This is a genomic window from Marinovum algicola (assembly GCF_900109145.1).
GTDB classification, from domain to species: Bacteria; Pseudomonadota; Alphaproteobacteria; order Rhodobacterales; family Rhodobacteraceae; genus Marinovum; species Marinovum algicola.
Window position 1 is genome coordinate 178,998 of the sequence record NZ_FNYY01000009.1, and the last position, 16,980, is coordinate 195,977.

The 16,980-nt window shown below is 65.9% G+C and carries 17 protein-coding genes; 4 read left to right on the top strand and 13 right to left on the bottom strand.

Features of this window, described 5'->3' with window-relative positions; all coding sequences use genetic code 11:
- Positions 1–122 precede the first annotated feature (122 nt).
- From BMW90_RS14035 to BMW90_RS14055, 5 genes are read right to left on the bottom strand one after another with little or no spacing between them, the layout of a single operon-like run.
- Complete coding sequence (locus tag BMW90_RS14035; RefSeq protein ID WP_074837154.1) at positions 123–611, bottom strand: GAF domain-containing protein; 489 nt, start codon at positions 609–611, stop codon at positions 123–125.
- Positions 611–1,363: an ABC transporter ATP-binding protein gene (locus BMW90_RS14040; protein ID WP_074837155.1), complete on the bottom strand. Its 753-nt coding sequence runs from the start codon at positions 1,361–1,363 to the stop codon at positions 611–613. Before BMW90_RS14040 ends, BMW90_RS14035 begins: the two co-directional genes overlap by 1 nt.
- Positions 1,360–2,193, bottom strand: coding sequence for an ABC transporter ATP-binding protein (locus BMW90_RS14045; RefSeq protein WP_074837156.1), 834 nt, complete (start codon positions 2,191–2,193; stop codon positions 1,360–1,362). Before BMW90_RS14045 ends, BMW90_RS14040 begins: the two co-directional genes overlap by 4 nt.
- Positions 2,190–3,095, bottom strand: coding sequence for a nickel transporter permease (gene nikC, locus BMW90_RS14050; protein ID WP_074837157.1), 906 nt, complete (start codon positions 3,093–3,095; stop codon positions 2,190–2,192). The genes BMW90_RS14045 and nikC overlap by 4 nt, the downstream gene beginning before the upstream one ends.
- Positions 3,096–3,104: 9 nt before the next feature.
- Positions 3,105–4,154 (bottom strand): ABC transporter permease, encoded by a 1,050-nt coding sequence (locus BMW90_RS14055; protein WP_407657391.1) that lies wholly within the window; start codon positions 4,152–4,154, stop codon positions 3,105–3,107.
- A 234-nt stretch (positions 4,155–4,388) separates the two neighbouring features.
- Between BMW90_RS14055 and BMW90_RS14060 the strand changes: the two genes are divergently transcribed.
- From BMW90_RS14060 to BMW90_RS14070, 3 genes are all read left to right on the top strand, one after another.
- Positions 4,389–4,997, top strand: coding sequence for a helix-turn-helix domain-containing protein (locus BMW90_RS14060; protein ID WP_048534916.1), 609 nt, complete (start codon positions 4,389–4,391; stop codon positions 4,995–4,997).
- 57 nt (positions 4,998–5,054) lie between these two features.
- The gene (locus BMW90_RS14065) at positions 5,055–6,644 is read left to right on the top strand and encodes an ABC transporter substrate-binding protein (protein ID WP_074837159.1); all 1,590 of its coding nucleotides are present in this window, start codon (positions 5,055–5,057) and stop codon (positions 6,642–6,644) included.
- A gap of 69 nt (positions 6,645–6,713) precedes the next feature.
- On the top strand, positions 6,714–7,820 hold the full coding sequence (locus BMW90_RS14070) for a M24 family metallopeptidase (protein WP_074837160.1): 1,107 nt from the start codon (positions 6,714–6,716) through the stop codon (positions 7,818–7,820).
- A gap of 53 nt (positions 7,821–7,873) precedes the next feature.
- Here the strand turns inward: BMW90_RS14070 and tal are convergent, their stop codons facing one another.
- Both tal and BMW90_RS14080 read right to left on the bottom strand, forming a co-directional pair.
- Positions 7,874–8,815 carry a transaldolase gene (gene tal / locus BMW90_RS14075; protein WP_074837161.1) on the bottom strand — a complete coding sequence of 314 codons (942 nt, stop codon included), beginning with the start codon at positions 8,813–8,815 and terminating at the stop codon, positions 7,874–7,876.
- Between the two features lie 36 nt (positions 8,816–8,851).
- Positions 8,852–9,508: a nucleoside/nucleotide kinase family protein gene (locus BMW90_RS14080; protein WP_074837162.1), complete on the bottom strand. Its 657-nt coding sequence runs from the start codon at positions 9,506–9,508 to the stop codon at positions 8,852–8,854.
- A 226-nt stretch (positions 9,509–9,734) separates the two neighbouring features.
- Here BMW90_RS14080 and BMW90_RS14085 point away from each other — a divergent pair, with 226 nt between their 5' ends.
- The gene (locus tag BMW90_RS14085; protein WP_048534909.1) at positions 9,735–11,000 is read left to right on the top strand and encodes an ROK family transcriptional regulator; all 1,266 of its coding nucleotides are present in this window, start codon (positions 9,735–9,737) and stop codon (positions 10,998–11,000) included.
- Between the two features lie 40 nt (positions 11,001–11,040).
- On the opposite strand, the gene BMW90_RS14090 is transcribed toward BMW90_RS14085, so the two are convergent.
- The 6 genes from BMW90_RS14090 to BMW90_RS14115 form a co-directional block, all read right to left on the bottom strand.
- Positions 11,041–11,919 (bottom strand): 2-oxo acid dehydrogenase subunit E2, encoded by an 879-nt coding sequence (locus BMW90_RS14090; RefSeq protein ID WP_074837163.1) that lies wholly within the window; start codon positions 11,917–11,919, stop codon positions 11,041–11,043.
- A 9-nt stretch (positions 11,920–11,928) separates the two neighbouring features.
- Entirely contained in the window at positions 11,929–13,359 is a 1,431-nt protein-coding gene (locus BMW90_RS14095) for an NAD-dependent succinate-semialdehyde dehydrogenase (protein ID WP_074837179.1), read from the bottom strand.
- 15 nt (positions 13,360–13,374) lie between these two features.
- Positions 13,375–14,688, bottom strand: a complete 1,314-nt coding sequence (locus tag BMW90_RS14100; RefSeq protein ID WP_074837164.1) for a biotin/lipoyl-containing protein — start codon at positions 14,686–14,688, stop codon at positions 13,375–13,377.
- On the bottom strand, positions 14,675–15,673 hold the full coding sequence (locus BMW90_RS14105) for an alpha-ketoacid dehydrogenase subunit beta (RefSeq protein ID WP_074837165.1): 999 nt from the start codon (positions 15,671–15,673) through the stop codon (positions 14,675–14,677). The genes BMW90_RS14100 and BMW90_RS14105 overlap by 14 nt, the downstream gene beginning before the upstream one ends.
- A gap of 10 nt (positions 15,674–15,683) precedes the next feature.
- On the bottom strand, positions 15,684–16,688 hold the full coding sequence (locus BMW90_RS14110) for a thiamine pyrophosphate-dependent dehydrogenase E1 component subunit alpha (protein ID WP_074837166.1): 1,005 nt from the start codon (positions 16,686–16,688) through the stop codon (positions 15,684–15,686).
- Positions 16,689–16,711: 23 nt separating this feature from the next.
- On the bottom strand, positions 16,712–16,980 hold a 269-nt coding region (locus BMW90_RS14115), incomplete at its 5' end, for a M24 family metallopeptidase (protein ID WP_139211379.1).

Genomic DNA, 16,980 nt, shown 5'->3' on the forward strand with positions numbered 1-16,980 from the left:
CGCGGAAATCAGCGCACAGAATTTACAGATTACGAAATCATCGCGCTGATGCAGACATGAAAAAACCGGCCGTTGTTGCCTGCGGCCGGGGAAAAATCGGTCTGGTCTGGGGTGCCGGGGCCTTAGCGCGACAGGGCCATCGCCGCCATCGCCGGCAGGCGCAACAGTTCTTCGGCCTGCGTCACCCGTTCGGGCGTGTAATAGCCCTCTTCATGCAGGATGTTGACCGTGGCTACCAGCTCTCCGCCGAGGATCACCGGGAGGTTGACCACCGAGGCGCAACCCAGCCGGCCGATCAGCTCGGCATCCGGGAAGACCGCGTCGATATCGGCCAGCGTATTGGCGACAAAGCTCTCGCGGCGGCCGTGCACCTGCTCGAACCAGGGGTTGAGCGTGATCTCCTTGGTGCCTGAGGTCGGATAATTCTCCGGGTCGTCGGAATAGGCGCGGCGCGCCAGCATCGCCTGCATGTCGGCGGTCATCACGGTAAAGAGCTTGGCGCCCACCGTGGCCTTGGTCAGGGCGCAGAGCGCGTCAAAGGCCTGGGTTTCGGTCACGGCCCCGGACAGCGCATCCTCGAAGGCACGCAGGGCGGTCTTGGTCTCGGTCATCAAATGTCCTTGCGATCTGGATTGCCACCCGAGGCGGCATAGAGGGATTGCGTATAGGGATCCTGAAAGCTGCCGTCGTGCAGCGCGGTCGCCGGGGCGATCTCGACGATGCGGCCCTTGTTCATCACCGCCATGCGGTCGCACATGAAGCTCACCACCGGTAGGTTGTGGGTGACCAGCAGATAGGTCAGCCCCTGTTCGCGGCGCAGCCGTTTCAGCAGGTTGAGGATCTCGGCCTGAACCGAGACATCCAGCGCCGAAGTCGGCTCGTCGAGCAGCATCACCCGCGGCTCCAGCATCAGCGCCCGGGCGATGGCCACCCGCTGGCGCTGCCCGCCCGAGAGCTGGTGCGGAAAGCGGAAGCGGAAGCGCGTGTCCAGCCCGACGGCGGCCAGCATCTCGACCACGCGGCGGCCGCGGTTGCCGATGCCCTGCACCTGCAATGGCTCGGACAGCACCGCATCCACCGTCTTGCGCGGATGCAGCGAGGCATAGGGGTCCTGGAACACCATCTGGCAGCGGCGGGCAAATCCGTGATCCACCATGTGGCCGCGCGGCTGGCCCAGCACGCTGATTTCGCCGGTCCATTCCGGGGCCAGCCCGGCAATCGCCTTGAGCACGGTGGATTTGCCGGAACCGCTCTCGCCCACCAGCGCAAAGCTCTCGCCTTCGGCAACCTCGATATCGACTCCCTGCACCACCTTGGTCGGCCCGTAGGAGATATCGAGGTTCTTGAGGGAAATCGCGCTCATGTGCCGCTCCATGCGCTGCGGTCGAGCACCGGCAGCTCGTCGCGGGTTTCTTCCATCCGGGGCACCGCCGCCAGCAGCCCCCGGGTGTAGGGGTGGCGCGCTTTGTGCAAATCGGCGGCGGCGCAGCTCTCGACCACCTGGCCGGCATGCATCACCAGGATGCGGTCGCAATAGCGCGCCACCAATTGCAGGTCGTGCGAGATCAGGATCAGCCCCATGCCCTTGTCGCGCACCAGCTCGTCGATCAGGTCGAGCACCTGCGCCTGCACCGAGACATCCAGCGCCGAGGTCGGCTCATCGGCGATCAGCAGGTCGGGCTGCGGAATCAGCATCATCGCGATCATGATGCGCTGGCCCATGCCGCCGGAAACCTCATGCGGATAAAGCCCGGTCACCCGCTCGGGATCGTTGATGCGTACCGCGTGCAGCATCTCGATCACCCGCGCCTGCACGTCGCGGCGCGCCAGTGTCTCATGCGTCAGCAGCGCCTCGGCGATCTGCGCGCCCACGGTCATCACCGGGTTCAGCGAGAACTTGGGATCCTGCATGATCATCGAGATCCGCGCGCCGCGCAGATCGCGCATCCGCCGTTCGGACAGCGTTGTCAGGTCGATGCCGTCAAACGCCAGCCGATCCGCCTCCTGCCGGCCCGGCGTGCGGATCAGCCGCAGGATGGCGCGGCCGGTCATCGACTTGCCCGAGCCGCTTTCGCCGACGATGCCAAGACGTTCGCGGCCGAGGGTGAACGACAGCCCCTTGACCACCTCGGCCCGGCCTTGCGGCGTCGGAAAGCTGACCCGCAGGTTCCTGACATCGAGAAGCGGGCTCATGACTTGCCCCCCTGCTTGGGATCGAGCACATCGCGCAGCCCGTCACCGAGGAAGCAGAAGCCCAGCGAAACCACGATGATGGCAAAGCCCGGCATGGTCGCCACCCACCATTGATCAAGGATGAAGGTCCGCCCGCGCGAGATCATCGCGCCCCATTCCGGCAGCGGCGGCTGCGCGCCCAGCCCGAGAAAGCCGAGACCCGCGGCGGTCAGGATGATGCCTGCCATGTCGAGCGTCACCCGCACGATCATCGACGAGGTGCAGAGCGGCAGCACGTGGCGGGTGATGATCCGTGCATGCGAGGCGCCCAGCAGCCGGGTGGCCGAGATGAACTCGGAGTTGCGGAAGGTCAGCGTCTCGGCCCGGGCGATCCGGGCATAGGCCGGCCAGGACGTGATGGCGATGGCGATGATCGCGTTTTCGATCCCCGGCCCGAGCGCGGCGACAAAGGCCAGCGCCAGGATCAGCTTGGGCATCGACAGGAAGACATCGGTCACCCCCATCAGCAGCTTGTCGGTCCAGCCGCCGAAATAGCCCGAGATGGCACCGATCAAGAGCCCCAGCGGCGCCGAGATCACCGCCACCAGCGCCACGATGGTCAGGGTGATGCGGGCGCCATAGATCACCCGGCTGAAGATGTCGCGGCCCAGCTCGTCGGTGCCCATCCAGTGCTGCGCCGAGGGCGGCAAGAGCCGCGCCTCGAGGTTCTGGCCCAGCGGGCTGTAGGGTGCGATCCAGGGCGCAAAAAGCGCCGCGAGGATCAGCAGCAGGAGGATGAAGGCCCCCACCATCGCCAGCGGATTGCGCGCCAGTTGCAGCGCCATGCGGTAGGCATGGCCCAAGTTGGCCTGCAATCTCGAGGCCGGAGACTCGTCGAGCAGCCAATGTCTTGCGGTGGTCATGCGGGCCTCCTATCGGCTGCGCGGGTCAAGGACGCGGTAAAGCACGTCCGAGAGCTTGTTGATCAGGATGAAGACCGCGCCGATCACCAGCGTCGCGCCCAGCACCGCATTCATGTCGGCATTGAGCAGCGCCACGGTCAGGTAATTGCCGATGCCGGGCCAGCTGAACACCGTCTCGATCATCACCGAACCCTCGAGCAGAGCGGCATAGGACAGGCCGATCACGGTGATCAGCGGCACCCGGATCGGCCGGAAGCCATGCACCCAGATCACCCGCCATTCCGAGACGCCCTTGACCCGTGCGGTGGTGATGAACTCCTGCCCCAGCGTGTCGAGCATGAAACTGCGGGTCATCCGCGCGATATAGGCCAGCGAAAAAAACCCGAGGATCGCCGCCGGCAGGATCAGGTGATCGAGCGCGTTCCAGAACACCTCCCAGTCGCTTGCCAGCGCCGCATCGACCAGCATCAACCCGGTCCGTGGCTCGACCAGCCCCTCGTAGAAGATATCGACGCGTCCCGGCCCCGCGACCCAGCCGAGATTGGCATAAAACACCACCAGCCCGACGAGGCCCAGCCAGAAGGCCGGCACCGAATAGCCCAGAAGCGCAAAGACCCGGATCAGCTGATCGACCCAGGTGCCCTGACGCGCCGCCGCCCAGGTGCCGCAGGGCACGCCGAGACCGACACCGATCAGGATGCCCAGCGTCGCCATTTCCAGCGTGGCGGGAAACACCCGCGCCAGATCCTGCGCCACGGGGCGGTTGGTCGAGACCGAATGGCCGAGATTGCCCTGGAAGACATCGCCGACATAAGAGACGAACTGCAAGACCAGCGGCCGGTCGAGCCCCATGGCGACGCGGGCGGCGTCATATTGCTCTTGCGTCGCGCGGTCGCCGACCACCGCCAGAACCGGATCGATCGGGATCACCCGGCCGATGAAAAAGGTGATCGCCATCAACCCGATAAAGGTCAGTGCCGTCACCACGACAAAGCCGCCGAGCGACCTGGCCGCCTGCTTGAGCCTTTGGGCTCCTGCTGTCTTCCTGCGCAAAGGCACCGCCCCTTTCCTGCGTCGATGTCGGCCTCGTCCGGGCCGCATCGTGACGGCCACTGCCTTCGGACAAGGCAGGCCGCACCGTTCCGAATGCCTCCGTGCATAAAACAAATCTTGCTTATTGCAAAAAATTTTTTTCTATACCAAAAATATTCTTACCATGTCGCTCCGGCACGGGAGACCGTTCGCAACAGCTTTGCAGAAGCGGGCGGCGCATAGAAGGGGAAGGCTGCGACCATGCCGCGCGAAAGAGCCAGACGAGATCCGCAACTTGGCGCCGCGATCCGCAAGCGGCGCAAGCAGGTGCAGATGACCCTGCAAGCGCTCTGCGACCGCTCCGGCGTTTCGGTCGGCTATCTCAGCCAGGTCGAGCGCGACAATGCCACACCGTCGCTGGGCACGCTGGCGCAGATTGCCGATGCGCTTGGCGTCGCGCTGGAATATTTCATCGCCGCGCCCAAGCCGTCAGACGGGCTGACCCGCGCCGGCCAGCGACCGCAGTTTTCGCTGGCGCATTCCTCGCTTACCTATGAAAGCCTCGCCGCCGATTTCCCCGGCTCGGAACTGTCGAGCTATCTGCTGCATGTTCCGCCCGGCTATGTCTCGGAAACCGTGAGCCATGAGGGCGAAGAGATGATCTTTGTCCTCGAAGGCGAGATCGAACAGACCCTCGACAACCAGAGCTTTCGCATGAAGGCGGGCGATTGCCTGCATTACAGCGGCCAGACCGCCCATGCCTGGAGCAACCCGACCGAAAAGACGGCCCGCATCCTCTGGGCCGGGACATTGACCGTCCTGACCCGCGCAGGCGCTATCGAGCTCCCGGAGCTGGCACACAAGATATAGGCGCCGCAGAGCGTCCGCTGCCAGCTCTTTCACCCTGATCCAACAAGGAGACCCCCTGTGAAACATCTGAAATCCACCCTTCTGGCCAGCGTCCTGGCGCTGCCGCTGGCGGCCCCGGCGGCCTTGGCCGAAACCCCCGAAGGCGTGCTTGTCGTGGCGCAGAACATCGACGATATCGTCGCGCTCGACCCGGCCCAGGCCTATGAGTTCACCTCGGGCGAGCTGGTCACCAACCTCTATGACCGCCTGGTGCAATACGACGCCGAGGACACCACCGTCCTGGCCCCCGGCCTCGCCACGGACTGGCAGGCGGATGATGCCGCCAAGACCATCACCTTCACCCTGCGCGACGGCGCGACATTCGCCTCGGGCAACCCGGTGACCACCGAGGATGTGCTGTATTCCTTCGGCCGCGTCATCAAGCTGAACCTGACGCCGGCCTTCATCCTGGCCCAGCTTGGCTGGACCCCGGAGAATGTCGACCAGATGGTCACCGCCGAGGGCAACACCGTCAAGGTGACCTATGACGGCGATTTCTCCTCTGCCTTCGTGCTCAACGTGCTGGCCTCGCGCCCGGCCTCGATCGTCGACAGCGCGCTGGTCCAGGAGCATGAGGTCGATGGCGACATGGGCAACGCCTGGCTGAACGAAAACTCCGCCGGCTCCGGCCCCTTCACGCTCGACCGCTACGCCCCGGCGCAGATGGTGCGCATGGGCGCCAACGAAAACTATTTCAACGGCGCGCCGGAAGTCGACAGCGTGATCATCCGCCATGTCGCCGAAGCCGCGACCCAGCAGCTTTTGCTGGAACAGGGCGATGTGGACATGGCGCGCAACCTGACCCCGGATCAGATCGCCTCGATCGACAGCGAAGAAATCAAGGTCGAGACCTTTCCGCAGGCCGCCGTCCACTTCCTGTCGTTCAACCAGAAGACCGAGAGCCTGACGCCGCCGGCAGTCTGGGAAGCGGCGCGCTATCTGGTGGATTACGAGGGCATGACCAACTCGATCATCAAGGGCCAGATGGACGTGCACCAGGCCTTCTGGCCCAAGGGCTTCCCCGGCTCTTATGACGAGACGCCGTTCACCTACGACCCGGAGAAGGCCAAGGCGATCCTCGACGAGGCCGGCGTCGAGACGCCGATCACCGTTTCGATGGATGTGATCAACGCCGCGCCCTTCACCGACATGGCGCAATCCTTGCAGGCCAGCTTTGCCGACGCCGGCATCAATTTCGAAATCCTGCCCGGCACCGGCAGTCAGGTGATCACCAAGTACCGCGAGCGCAGCCACGAGGCGATGCTGCTGTATTGGGGCCCCGACTTCATGGACCCGCATTCCAACGCCAAGGCCTTTGCCTACAATTCCGACAATTCCGACGGCTCTTATGCCGCCACCACCACCTGGCGCAACGCATGGGCGGTGCCGGAGGCGCTGAACAAGAAGACCATGGCGGCGCTCTCCGAGGCTGACCCCGAGGCGCGGCTCGACATGTACCGCGAGCTTCAGAAATCGGTGCAGGACAGCTCGCCCATCGTGATCATGTTCCAGGCGGCCTATCAGGTGGCGATGGATGATGACGTGACCGGATACGTCAACGGCGCGACTTCGGATTTCGTTTATTACCGTCTGGTCGACAAGGACTGACCACAAAACCGCAGGCTGCCGGTATCCCCGGCGGCCTGCCCCATTTCAGCGACACCCATCGGAGCCCGCATGACCGCCTTTCCCCGCACCGCAACCCGCCTGGCCAACCTGCGCGCCCGCATGGCCGAGACCGGCACCGACCTCGTGGCGCTCGGGCCCTCGAGCCACATGGCCTGGCTCTCGGGCGTTCACCCGCATGGCGACGAACGGCCGGTGCTGCTGCTGGTCAGCCAGAGCCACGCCGGGTTTCTGATGCCGGCGCTGAACGCCGATGCCGCGCGCCGCGACACCGACCTGCCGTTCTGCGACTGGCGTGACGACGAAGGCCCGGACGCCGCGCTTGCCGCCCTGCTCGCCGCCTGCGACGCCACCGGCCCGGGCCTGTCGGTGGTGCTGGACGAGACCATGCGCACCGATTTCGCCCTGCGCCTGCTCGACGCGATGGACAGCCCCCGGCGCCGCTTTACCGAAGACACCGTCGGAGCGTTGCGCGCCGCCAAGGACGCCGGCGAAGAGGCGGCGATCAAGGCCGCGCATCTGCTGAACGACAGCGCCGTCAAGGCCGCCTTTGCCGCCCTCGAGGAGGGCATCACCGAGCGCGAGGTGGTCGAATTGATCCACGACCACTTCAAGGCCAATGGTGCCAGCCTGGTGTTCTGTTCGGTCTGCTTCGGCGCCTCTTCCGCCTTTCCGCATCACACGCCGGGCGAGACCCCTCTCTGGCCGGATACGGCCGTGCTGATCGACACCGGCTGCCGGCTGAACGGCTATCCCTCGGACATGACGCGCTGCGGCTTCTTCGGCACGCCGGGCGAGGAATACACCAAGGTTTTCAATGTCGTGGAGGACGCGGTACAAGCCGCGCTGGAGGCGGCCAAGCCCGGCGTGCCGGCGCGTGACATCGACAAGGCCGCCCGCGAGGTGATCGCGGCGGCGGGCTATGGCGACCGCTTCCTGCACCGAACCGGCCACGGGCTGGGCATCGACGTGCACGAGCCACCCTATATCGCCGCCAATTCCGACGCGGTGCTGGCCGAGGGCAATGTCTTTTCGATCGAGCCCGGCATCTACATCAGCGGCGCCTTTGGCATTCGTCTGGAGGAAATCGTGATCCTGCGCGAAGACGGGCCCGAGATCTTCTCGGAAATGCCGCGCGACATGGTGCGCCCCGGCTGATCGGCGGCTGTCTCTGACGGAAATGACGGCGCCCCGCGGCGCCGTCGTCCTGCTCACGCCAGCTTTTCGGCGATCCGGTGCAAGAGCTTCTCGTGATCGGCATCGAAATTGCGAATGCCTTCGGCGAGTTTCTCGGTGGCCATGGCATCGGCATTCATCTTCCAACGGAACCGCGCCTCGTCGACTGCAAGCCGCGCGCGGCCAGTGGCCTTTTCCGGCGTCAGCATCCGCTTCAGCTCGGCCGTCTCGGCGTCAAGCTCTTGCAGCAGCCCCGGCGAAATCGTCAGCCGGTCACAGCCGGCCAGCGCCTTGACCTGGCCGATATTGCGAAACGAGGCCCCCATGACGATGGTCTCGATTCCGTTGGATTTATAGTAGTCGTAGATTTCGCGCACCGAGAGCACGCCGGGATCTTCCTGGGCCGCAAAGGCGCGGCCGTCGCGGGCAGTGTGCCAATCGGTGATCCGGCCGACAAACGGCGAAATCAGCGCCACACCCGCATCGGCGCAGGCGGCGGCTTGGGTGAGCGAAAAGAGCAGCGTCAGATTGCAATCCGTCCCCTCCTGCTGGAGGATTTCGGCCGCGCGGATGCCCTCCCAGGTGGCGGCCAGCTTGATGAAGAGCCTGTCACGTCCGACGCCGCGCTCGGCATAGGCGGCCACCAGCGCCCGCGCCTTGGCGACCGAGGCCGCGGTGTCGAACGACAGCCGCGCGTCCACCTCGGTCGATACCCGGCCCGGCACCAGCTTGGCCAGTTCGACGCCAACCCCGACGGTCAGCGCGTCAGCGATCTCGAGCGGTGTTTTCCCGGCCCCTCGTCCGGCCTCGATTTCCCGCGCCACCAGCTCTTCGAACGCCGGCATCTGAAGCGCCTTCAGGATCAGGCTGGGATTGGTGGTGCAGTCGACCGGTTTCAACGCCCGGATCGCGGTGACATCGCCGGTATCGGCAACGACGGTCGTCATCTGCCGCAATTGGCTCAGGCTGGTTTGCATCAAGTCTCTCCATTGATCATTGGGGCCGCGCTGGTCTCACCCCTGACTCTCGGCCAGCGAAAAGGTCACATCGGCGGGCAGGCACGCCGCGAGGATGCGGCGCGCGTTCGGCAGGTCGTTGCTTTCGGCCCGGGCCAGCGCCGCGTCGGGCGAATGGTCGTGATCGAGCCAGCGCTGCACCAGTCGGTCGCGCAGCACGTCGCCCGGCGTGTCGAGCCAGACCGACAGATCCCAGAGCGGCGCGAGCGCGGACCAGGGCGCCTCATTGAACAGCAGGTAATTGCCCTCGATGATCGCCACGTCGCATTCGGCCTCGATCACGGCAGCGCCGGCGATGGCCAGGTCGCGGCTCCGGTCGAACAGCGGATAGACAACCTCGCCACCGTCCTTCAGCCGCCGGATGAGATGAATGAAGCCATCGGCATCAAAGGTTTCCGGCGCGCCTTTGCGTGGCAGCAGGCCGCGGGCGGCGAGAATCTCGTTGTCGAGGTGAAAGCCGTCCATCGGGATGGCGCGCGCGCTGCGGCCGGCCTCGTTGACCGCCGCCGTCACATTGGCGGCAAGGATGGATTTGCCCCCGGCCGGCGCGCCGGCAATGGCGACCAGCCAGCGGCCGGGCTTTTTCGGCAGGCCAGCGATGCGCTGCGCCAGATCGGCAATCTTGCTCTGGGGAAAGGTGTCGGGCGTGATCATCTTCGGCGTCCGCTGGTTCGGCCCCGGCCGCCAGGCGACGACTCGGGCATTATGTGATCCGTCGATCACGGGTGGCTATGTATGCCAGAGTTGGGTCGTGAGTCAATTATTAATTCCTTCGAAAGTAATAATTGAGAGTAACACCACGGTCTTCTCTTGCCAATCCGCCAAGAGCTCCTACTATGCAGGCGGGAGCCAAACGAGGCAGACCAGACGGGGCAGAATCGTGAAGAATCAAACCGATACAGGGCCCGGAAGCCCGGCGTCAGCTCGCGAGGCGCTGCTGCGCTCCAACCCGCAAAAGGGTTCCAACCAGGTTGCCGTGCGCGACTATAACGAGCGGCTGATCCTGCAACTGATCCGTAGCCACGGCGAGCTGACCAAGGCCGAGGCCACTCAGGCGACCGGATTGTCCCCCAATGCGGTCTCGGTGATTTTCCGAACGCTGGAAGAGGAAAACCTCCTGATCCGCGGCACGCCTCAGCGCGGCAAGATCGGCCAGCCGTCGGTCCCGGCCCGGATCAACCCCGACGCGCGCCACTATCTCGGGCTGCGGATCGGGCGCCGGGGGTTCGACCTTGCCATCGTGGACTTTGCCGGTGCGCTGCGCGCGGTGCAGCACGACTTTCACCAATATCCCACGCCGGAGCGCAGCATCGCCTTTGTCAAAAGCGCCCTGCCGAAAGTGCTTCGCCGCGCCGGTCTGCACAAATCGGACATCTCGGGATTGGGCATTGCCATGCCCTGGGAACTCTGGAGCTGGACCGAGGAATTCGGCGCGCCGAGAGAAGAGATGGCGCGGTGGAAGTCGGTCGATATCCGGAGCGAAATAAGCCGGCTGGTGCCCTTTCCCGTCAGCATCGCCAATGATGCCACCGCCGCCTGCACCGGCGAATTGATGCATGGCGCGCATCTCGGACAATCCGACTTTGTCTATTTCTTTGTCGGCACCTTTGTCGGCGGCGGTATCGTTCTGAACTCCGGCATCTTTTTCGGCCGCCGGGGCAACGCCGGCGGCTTTGGGCCGCTGCGCGTGCCCGGCCGCCCCGGACGCGACCGGCTGGTCGATCACGCCTCGCTGACGGTGCTTGAGGAAATGCTGCGCGACGCCGGAGAAGACCCGGGCCGGGTGGCGCGCGATTCGTCCGTCTGGAAGGATTGTCCCGGGCCGGTTCAGGCCTGGATCGAGATCGCGGCGCATGGGCTGGCGCATGCCGCGGTGTCGTCGCTGGCATTGATCGATTTCGATGCGGTGGTGATCGACGGCGCCTTTCCCGAACATGTCCGCCGGGCGCTGGTGGCAGAGGTGAACCGCCAACTTGACGGCATGGACCTGCAAGGCGTGCTGCGGCCGGACTGCGAGGCCGGGCGGCTGGGCGGCATGGCCCGGGCAATCGGCGCCGCGACCCTGCCAATGTACCAGGATTACGCCATCAACCAGAACACCCTGATGCGGACCGGCCCGGCGCCGACGCAGCCGCCCGCGTCCTGAGATTCGGCGCTGCATGGCGCGGCACTGGCCGGCGGTGCGGTCACACCATCATCCGGCGCGGGTCTTCCAGCAGCCCGCAAAGATACCGCATGAACCTGGCCGCATCGGCACCGTTGATCACCCGGTGATCGTAACTGAGATCGAGCGGCAGCATCGGCACCGGGCGCGGGGTGTCATCCTGCCAGAGCGTGGCGGTCTCGGTGCGGGAAATGCCCAGAATTGCCACCTCCGGCGGATTGACGATCGGCGTGAACCCCGTGCCGCCGATGCCCCCGAGCGAGGAGACGGTCATCGAGGCGCCGCCCATCTCCTCGGGCCCGATCCTGCGGTCCTGCGCCCGCGCGGCGAGGTCTGATATCTCCCCGGCGATCTGCCAGAGACCTGCCCTGTCAACGTCGCGCAGCACCGGCACCATCAGTCCATGGGCGGTGTCGACGGCAATGCCGACATGCACATAATCCTTCAGAACCAGCGTCTTGCCATCAGGGCTGAGCGAGGCGTTGAACCGCGGGAAGGCGCGCAAGGCCCGTGCCAGCGCCTTGATGTGGAACGCCAGCGCGGTCAGCTTGATATTGCGCTCTTGCGCCTCGGTTTTCAGCGTCCTGCGAAAACCTTCGAGGGCTGTGATATCGGCCCGGTCGTGATGCGTGACCTGCGGGATCATCGCATTGGCCGCGGCCAGATTGGCCGCCGCCGCCCGGGCAAAGCGGCTTGTCGGCTCTTCGGTGACCGGGCCAAAGGCGGCGTGATCCACCTCCCAATAGCTGTTTTCGCCCGAGGGCGCGGTGGCACGTGGGGGGCGTTCCAGATCCTCGCGGGCGATGGTGGTCCGGCCCAGATCCTGCGCCAGTGTCTTCAGGTCGATTCCCCGTTGCAGGGCCAGCGCCCGAACCGAGGGGGCTGCGATAAAATCCGTCATTTCCGCCCCCTACCAGCTTGCCGAGATATACTGGGTTTCCATGAATTCGAGCATGCCTTCGTGCCCGCCTTCGCGGCCCAGCCCGGATTGCTTGACCCCGCCAAAGGGCGCCGCCGGGTCCGACACCAGCCCGCGATTGAGCCCGACCATGCCATAGTCGAGCCGCTCGCAGACCTGCATGCCGCGTCTGAAATCCTCGGTGAAGACATAGGCCACCAGCCCGTATTCGGTGTCATTGGCGCGGGCGATCACCTCGTCCTGATCGGTGAAGGTCTGGATCGCGGCGACCGGGCCGAAGATCTCGTCATGGACACAATCCGCATCCGGCGCGACATTGGTCAGCACCGTGGGCGGATAGAAAAAGCCGGGGCCCTCGGGAACCTTGCCGCCCAGTCGCAATTCGGCGCCCCGGGCCATCGCATCCTCGACAAATGCCGCCACCTTGTCGCGGGTAGCGGCATTGACCAGCGGGCCGACGTCGATGTCCGCCTCGAGACCGTTGCCGACCTTCAGAGCGGCCATCCGTTCGGTGAGTTGAGCGGTGAAGGCCTCGGCCACCTCCGCATGCACATAAATCCGGTTGGCGGCGGTGCAGGCTTCGCCGAGATTGCGCATCTTGGCCAGCATGGCGCCTGCGACGGCGGTTTCCATGTCGGCATCCTCAAAGACGATCAAGGGCGCGTTGCCGCCCAGCTCCATCGCCGGCTTCAGCACCTGGTCGGCGGCGGATTTCAACAGCTTGCGGCCCACGCCGGTGGAGCCGGTGAAAGAGATCACCCGCACCCGCGGATCATGCAGCATGTGATCGACCAGCGCGCCGCTGCCAGTCGTCGGCAGCACGTTGACAAGGCCCGGCGGCACACCCGCCTCTTCCAGCAGCGGCATCAGCGCCAGCATGGTCAGCGGCGTTTCCGAGGCCGGCTTGATGATCACGCCACATCCCGCAGCCAGCGCCGGGGCGATCTTGCGGGTGCCCATGGCCGCCGGATAGTTCCAGGGCGTGACCAGTACGGCAAGCCCGACGGGTTTGTGCTGAACCACGATCCGCGCGCCGGAGGCCGGGGCCCGGGTGATCAGCCCGTCGGCGCGCACCGCTTCCTCGGCGAACCAGCGAAAGAACTCGGCGGCATAGCCCGCCTCGCCCATCGCATCGGCCCGCGCCTTGCCGTTTTCCCGGGTGATCAACCGGGCGAAGGCCTCCTGTCGCGCGGTCATCAGCTCCCACGCCTTGCGCAGCACTTCCGAGCGGTCGCGCGGGGTGCGGGCGGCCCAGTCCTTCATCGCGGCCTCGGCCGCGTCGAGCGCCGCATCGGCATCGGCGATCTCGGCCGAGGCGACCGAGGCCAGAACCCGTTCATCGGCCGGATTGATGACGTCGAACCGCGCGCCGCCGGCGCCCGGCACCCAGCGTCCGTTGATATAGAGATCGGTGCATTCCATGTTGGCCTCCATGGCTCAGAGCAGGTGGCGGAGTGGCTGTTCCATCCGGCCCGCGAATTCGGAAACAAGCGCCACGGCATCCGCCGCGCCCAGTTGATCCCCGGCGCATTCCAGCGTGACGACATGACCGCCGCCCGAGGGCGTCAGGGTCAGAACCGGCGCGTCCTCGGCCCCGAGGGCGAGGCTGCTGATCCGGCTGAGCCGCAGATCCCGCAAGCGAAGGTCGGGCACGGCATCGGGCGGCGCCTCTGACACGCCCGACAGCGGACCGGCGGCGGTGACATAGAACCGGGTGGCGCCGAGGCGCTCAACCGCGACGATCGCGCCCGGCTTGCCCAGGCTTGCCGCCGCCATGCCGGCGAGCAGCGCCGCCGGGTCCGTCAGCCCGGCGCTGTCGGCGGCCCAGGCGGCGAAATCGGCAAATCCGTCGGCCGGGATCTCGGCGGTGAGACGTCGCGACACCGCCGGCGCCGCCTCGGCACTTGCGGCGGGCAGCGCCCGCAGCACCTCGAGATCGGCGACGTGATAGGGCTGCGGATGGCCGGCCCGGGCCAGGCGCGACAGGTCGAGCCCCTGTTCCAGCGCCAGACGCCGGGCCTTGGGTGAGGCGAGGATACGGCCGGTCCGCGAAGCCGGCGGCGACGTTTGCGCCGGCGCGTTGGACTTCGCCTTTGCTGGCGCCGGCGAAGGCGATTTTTCCGTCGGCTCCACCTTGGCCGCCGGAACCGCGCCACGGCTCTTCTGCACCGGGGTGCCGGGCTTTTCCGCCACGATCACCGCGATGGTCTCGCCGACCGGCGCCTCTTCTCCGGCCTCGGCCAGCAGCGCCGCGACGTAGCCGTCGAATCCGGCCTCGACCTCCATTGTGGATTTGTCGGTCTCGACTTCGAACAACACGTCCCCGGCGGCAACCTGCTCGCCCGGCGCCTTGTGCCAGGCGACGATCACCCCGCTGTCCTGCGCCATGCCGAGCGCCGGCATGATCACGTTGTCGCCCTCGGGCACGGGCTCGGCCGTGACGGGCGGCGCCGAACCGGAACCCTCAGCGCCCTGCCCCGCGTCAGAGCTGGCGCCGATCAGCGCGATCACCTCGCCCACCGGCACCTCGGCCCCGGCCTCGGCGCCGATATGGGTGACAAAACCCTCGGCGCCGGCGGGCACCTCCATCGTCGCCTTGTCGGTCTCGACCTCGAACAGCACGTCATCGGCGGCGACCGCCTCGCCCAGTGCCTTGTGCCAGGCGACAATCACCCCGCTGTCCTGCGCCATGCCGAGCGCCGGCATGATCACCTCATGCGGGGGCAGACCCGAGGTTTCATTCCGCGGCATGGATCATCTCCCCCGCCATCAGCTTGCGCGCCTGCGCCGCCACGCCCTCGGGGGTCGGCACGGTGATATCCTCGAGCGCCGGCGAGAACGGCACCGGCACATCCATCGCCCCCATGCGCAGCACCGGCGCGTCGAGGTGATAAAATGCCTGTTCATTGATCCGGGAGGCGATCTCGCCGGTCACCCCGTAACTCTGGTGGCCTTCGTCCACCACGATCACGCGCGAGGTCTTGCGTGCGGATGCCAGCAGCGTCGCCTCGTCCAGCGGCACGATGGTGCGCGGGTCGATCACCTCGGCGCTGATCCCCTCCTGGGCGAGGAGATCGGCGGCGGCTTCGCAGACCTGCACCATCGACGAGGTGCCGATCAGGGTGATATCACGGCCCTCGCGCTTGATATTGGCGGCGCCGAAGGGGATCAGGAATTCCTCCTCCGGCACCGGAGCCTTGTCGTTGTACATCAGCTTGTCTTCGAAGATCACCACCGGATTGTCGTCGCGGATGGCGGTCTTCATCAGCCCCTTGGCCTCATAGGCCGATGAGGGCATGGCGACCTTGAGCCCCGGTATATGCGCAACCAGCGCATGCAGCGACTGGGAATGCTGCGCCGCCGAACGGCGGGTGGCGCCAAGATTGGTGCGCAGCACCAGCGGCACGTTCAGCTTGCCGCCCGACATGTAATGGGTTTTCGCTGCCTGATTGCAGAGCTGATCCATGATCAGATAGATGAAATCGCCGAACATCAGGTCGACGACGGGCCGCGTGCCGGTCATCGCCGCGCCAACGGCGAGGCCCATGAAGCCCGGCTCGGCGATCGGCGTATCCACCACCCGCGCGGTGCCGAACTCCTCGACCAGACCCGAGAGCACCTTGAACGGCGTGCCGGCCTCTGCCACATCTTCGCCAATGATGAACACGCGCTCGTCGCGGCGCATTTCCTCGGCCAGGGCTTCGTTCACGGCCTGGGACAGGGTGATTTGTCGCATCGGTTCCTCCTCAGGCCGGGCTGCGCGCCAGCGCGTGTGTCACATCGGTGTAGACATGCATGTCCACCTCGGAGACGTCGGGGTATCGGGCCGCCAGCGCATATTCGACGGCGGCGGTTGCATCGGCCTTGATCTCTTCGTTCATCGCCTCGATCTCGTCTTCGCCGGCGATGCCTTCCTCGACCAGCCAGGATCGGAACCGGATGATCGGGTCGCGATTGTCCTTCCAGTCCTTCTCTTCGTCCTTGGAGCGGTAATATTCGCGGTTGATGTCGCCCACGTGGTGACCGTGATAGCGATAGGTCATCAGCTCCAGAAAGAACGGCCCTTCGCCCTTGCGGGCGCGTTCGACCAAGGTGCGGGTCAGCGCATTGACCGCCAGCACATCCTGCCCATCGACCTGATGCGCCTCGATGCCGAAGGCCTCGGCGCGGGCGCAGATCGAGCCGGCGGCGATTTCCTCGGTCCGGGTATATTCGGAATAGCCGTTGTTTTCGCAGGCATAGATCACCGGCAGGTGCCAGAGCGCGGCCATGTTCATCACCTCGTACATCAACCCCTGCGCCGTGGCGCCATCGCCGAAGAAACAGACGGTGACGTCCTCCTTGCCCAGCAACCTGGCGGTAAAGGCCGCGCCGGTGGCGATGCCCATCGAGCCGCCGACAATGGCATTGGCGCCGAGGTTGCCATTCGACTGGTCGGCGATATGCATCGAGCCGCCCTTGCCGCGGCAATAGCCCTCTTCCTTGCCCAGAAGCTCGCAGAACATCTCGCGGAATGCCGCGCCCTTGGCGACGCAATGGCCGTGGCCGCGATGGGTCGAGGTGATCTTGTCGGTCACCTTCAGCGCCTCGCAGATGCCCACGGCGACGGCTTCCTCGCCGGAATACATATGGGTCAGCCCCGGCATCTTGGCCGAGAGGTAAAGCTTGTTCGCATTGTCCTCGAAGGTGCGGATGCGCACCATCTGGCGGTACATGCGCAGGTAGTCTTCGGTGTTGGTTTTCTTGGTCATAATGTCCCCCTGCGGCGCGCCGGTCAGTAGCGGTTGGCGATCGGCAGGTCTTGTGCCGGAAAGAGCGAGATCACCTCGCAGCCGGTGTCGGTCACCACCACCTCTTCCTCGATCCGCGCGGCGGAAAAGCCGTCGGCGGCGGGGCAATAGGTCTCGAGCGCAAAGACCATGCCGGTCTGGATTTCCATCGGGTTGTCGAGCGAGACCGCGCGCGAGATGATCGGGCGTTCGTGCAGCGCCAGCCCCAGCCCGTGACCGAATTGCAGGCCGAAGGCCGACAGCTCGTCGGGAA

Excerpts from the sequence above, each read along its gene's own strand:
- BMW90_RS14035 (WP_074837154.1), bottom strand. The coding sequence starts at position 611 with ATGACCGAGACCAAGACCGCCCTGCGTGCCTTCGAGGATGCGCTGTCC.
- BMW90_RS14040 (WP_074837155.1), bottom strand. The coding sequence starts at position 1,363 with ATGAGCGCGATTTCCCTCAAGAACCTCGATATCTCCTACGGGCCGACC.
- BMW90_RS14045 (WP_074837156.1), bottom strand. The coding sequence starts at position 2,193 with ATGAGCCCGCTTCTCGATGTCAGGAACCTGCGGGTCAGCTTTCCGACG.
- nikC (WP_074837157.1), bottom strand. The coding sequence starts at position 3,095 with ATGACCACCGCAAGACATTGGCTGCTCGACGAGTCTCCGGCCTCGAGA.
- BMW90_RS14060 (WP_048534916.1), top strand. The coding sequence starts at position 4,389 with ATGCCGCGCGAAAGAGCCAGACGAGATCCGCAACTTGGCGCCGCGATC.
- BMW90_RS14070 (WP_074837160.1), top strand. The coding sequence starts at position 6,714 with ATGACCGCCTTTCCCCGCACCGCAACCCGCCTGGCCAACCTGCGCGCC.
- tal (WP_074837161.1), bottom strand. The coding sequence starts at position 8,815 with ATGCAAACCAGCCTGAGCCAATTGCGGCAGATGACGACCGTCGTTGCC.
- BMW90_RS14080 (WP_074837162.1), bottom strand. The coding sequence starts at position 9,508 with ATGATCACGCCCGACACCTTTCCCCAGAGCAAGATTGCCGATCTGGCG.
- BMW90_RS14090 (WP_074837163.1), bottom strand. The coding sequence starts at position 11,919 with ATGACGGATTTTATCGCAGCCCCCTCGGTTCGGGCGCTGGCCCTGCAA.
- BMW90_RS14095 (WP_074837179.1), bottom strand. The coding sequence starts at position 13,359 with ATGGAATGCACCGATCTCTATATCAACGGACGCTGGGTGCCGGGCGCC.
- BMW90_RS14100 (WP_074837164.1), bottom strand. The coding sequence starts at position 14,688 with ATGCCGCGGAATGAAACCTCGGGTCTGCCCCCGCATGAGGTGATCATG.
- BMW90_RS14105 (WP_074837165.1), bottom strand. The coding sequence starts at position 15,673 with ATGCGACAAATCACCCTGTCCCAGGCCGTGAACGAAGCCCTGGCCGAG.
- BMW90_RS14110 (WP_074837166.1), bottom strand. The coding sequence starts at position 16,688 with ATGACCAAGAAAACCAACACCGAAGACTACCTGCGCATGTACCGCCAG.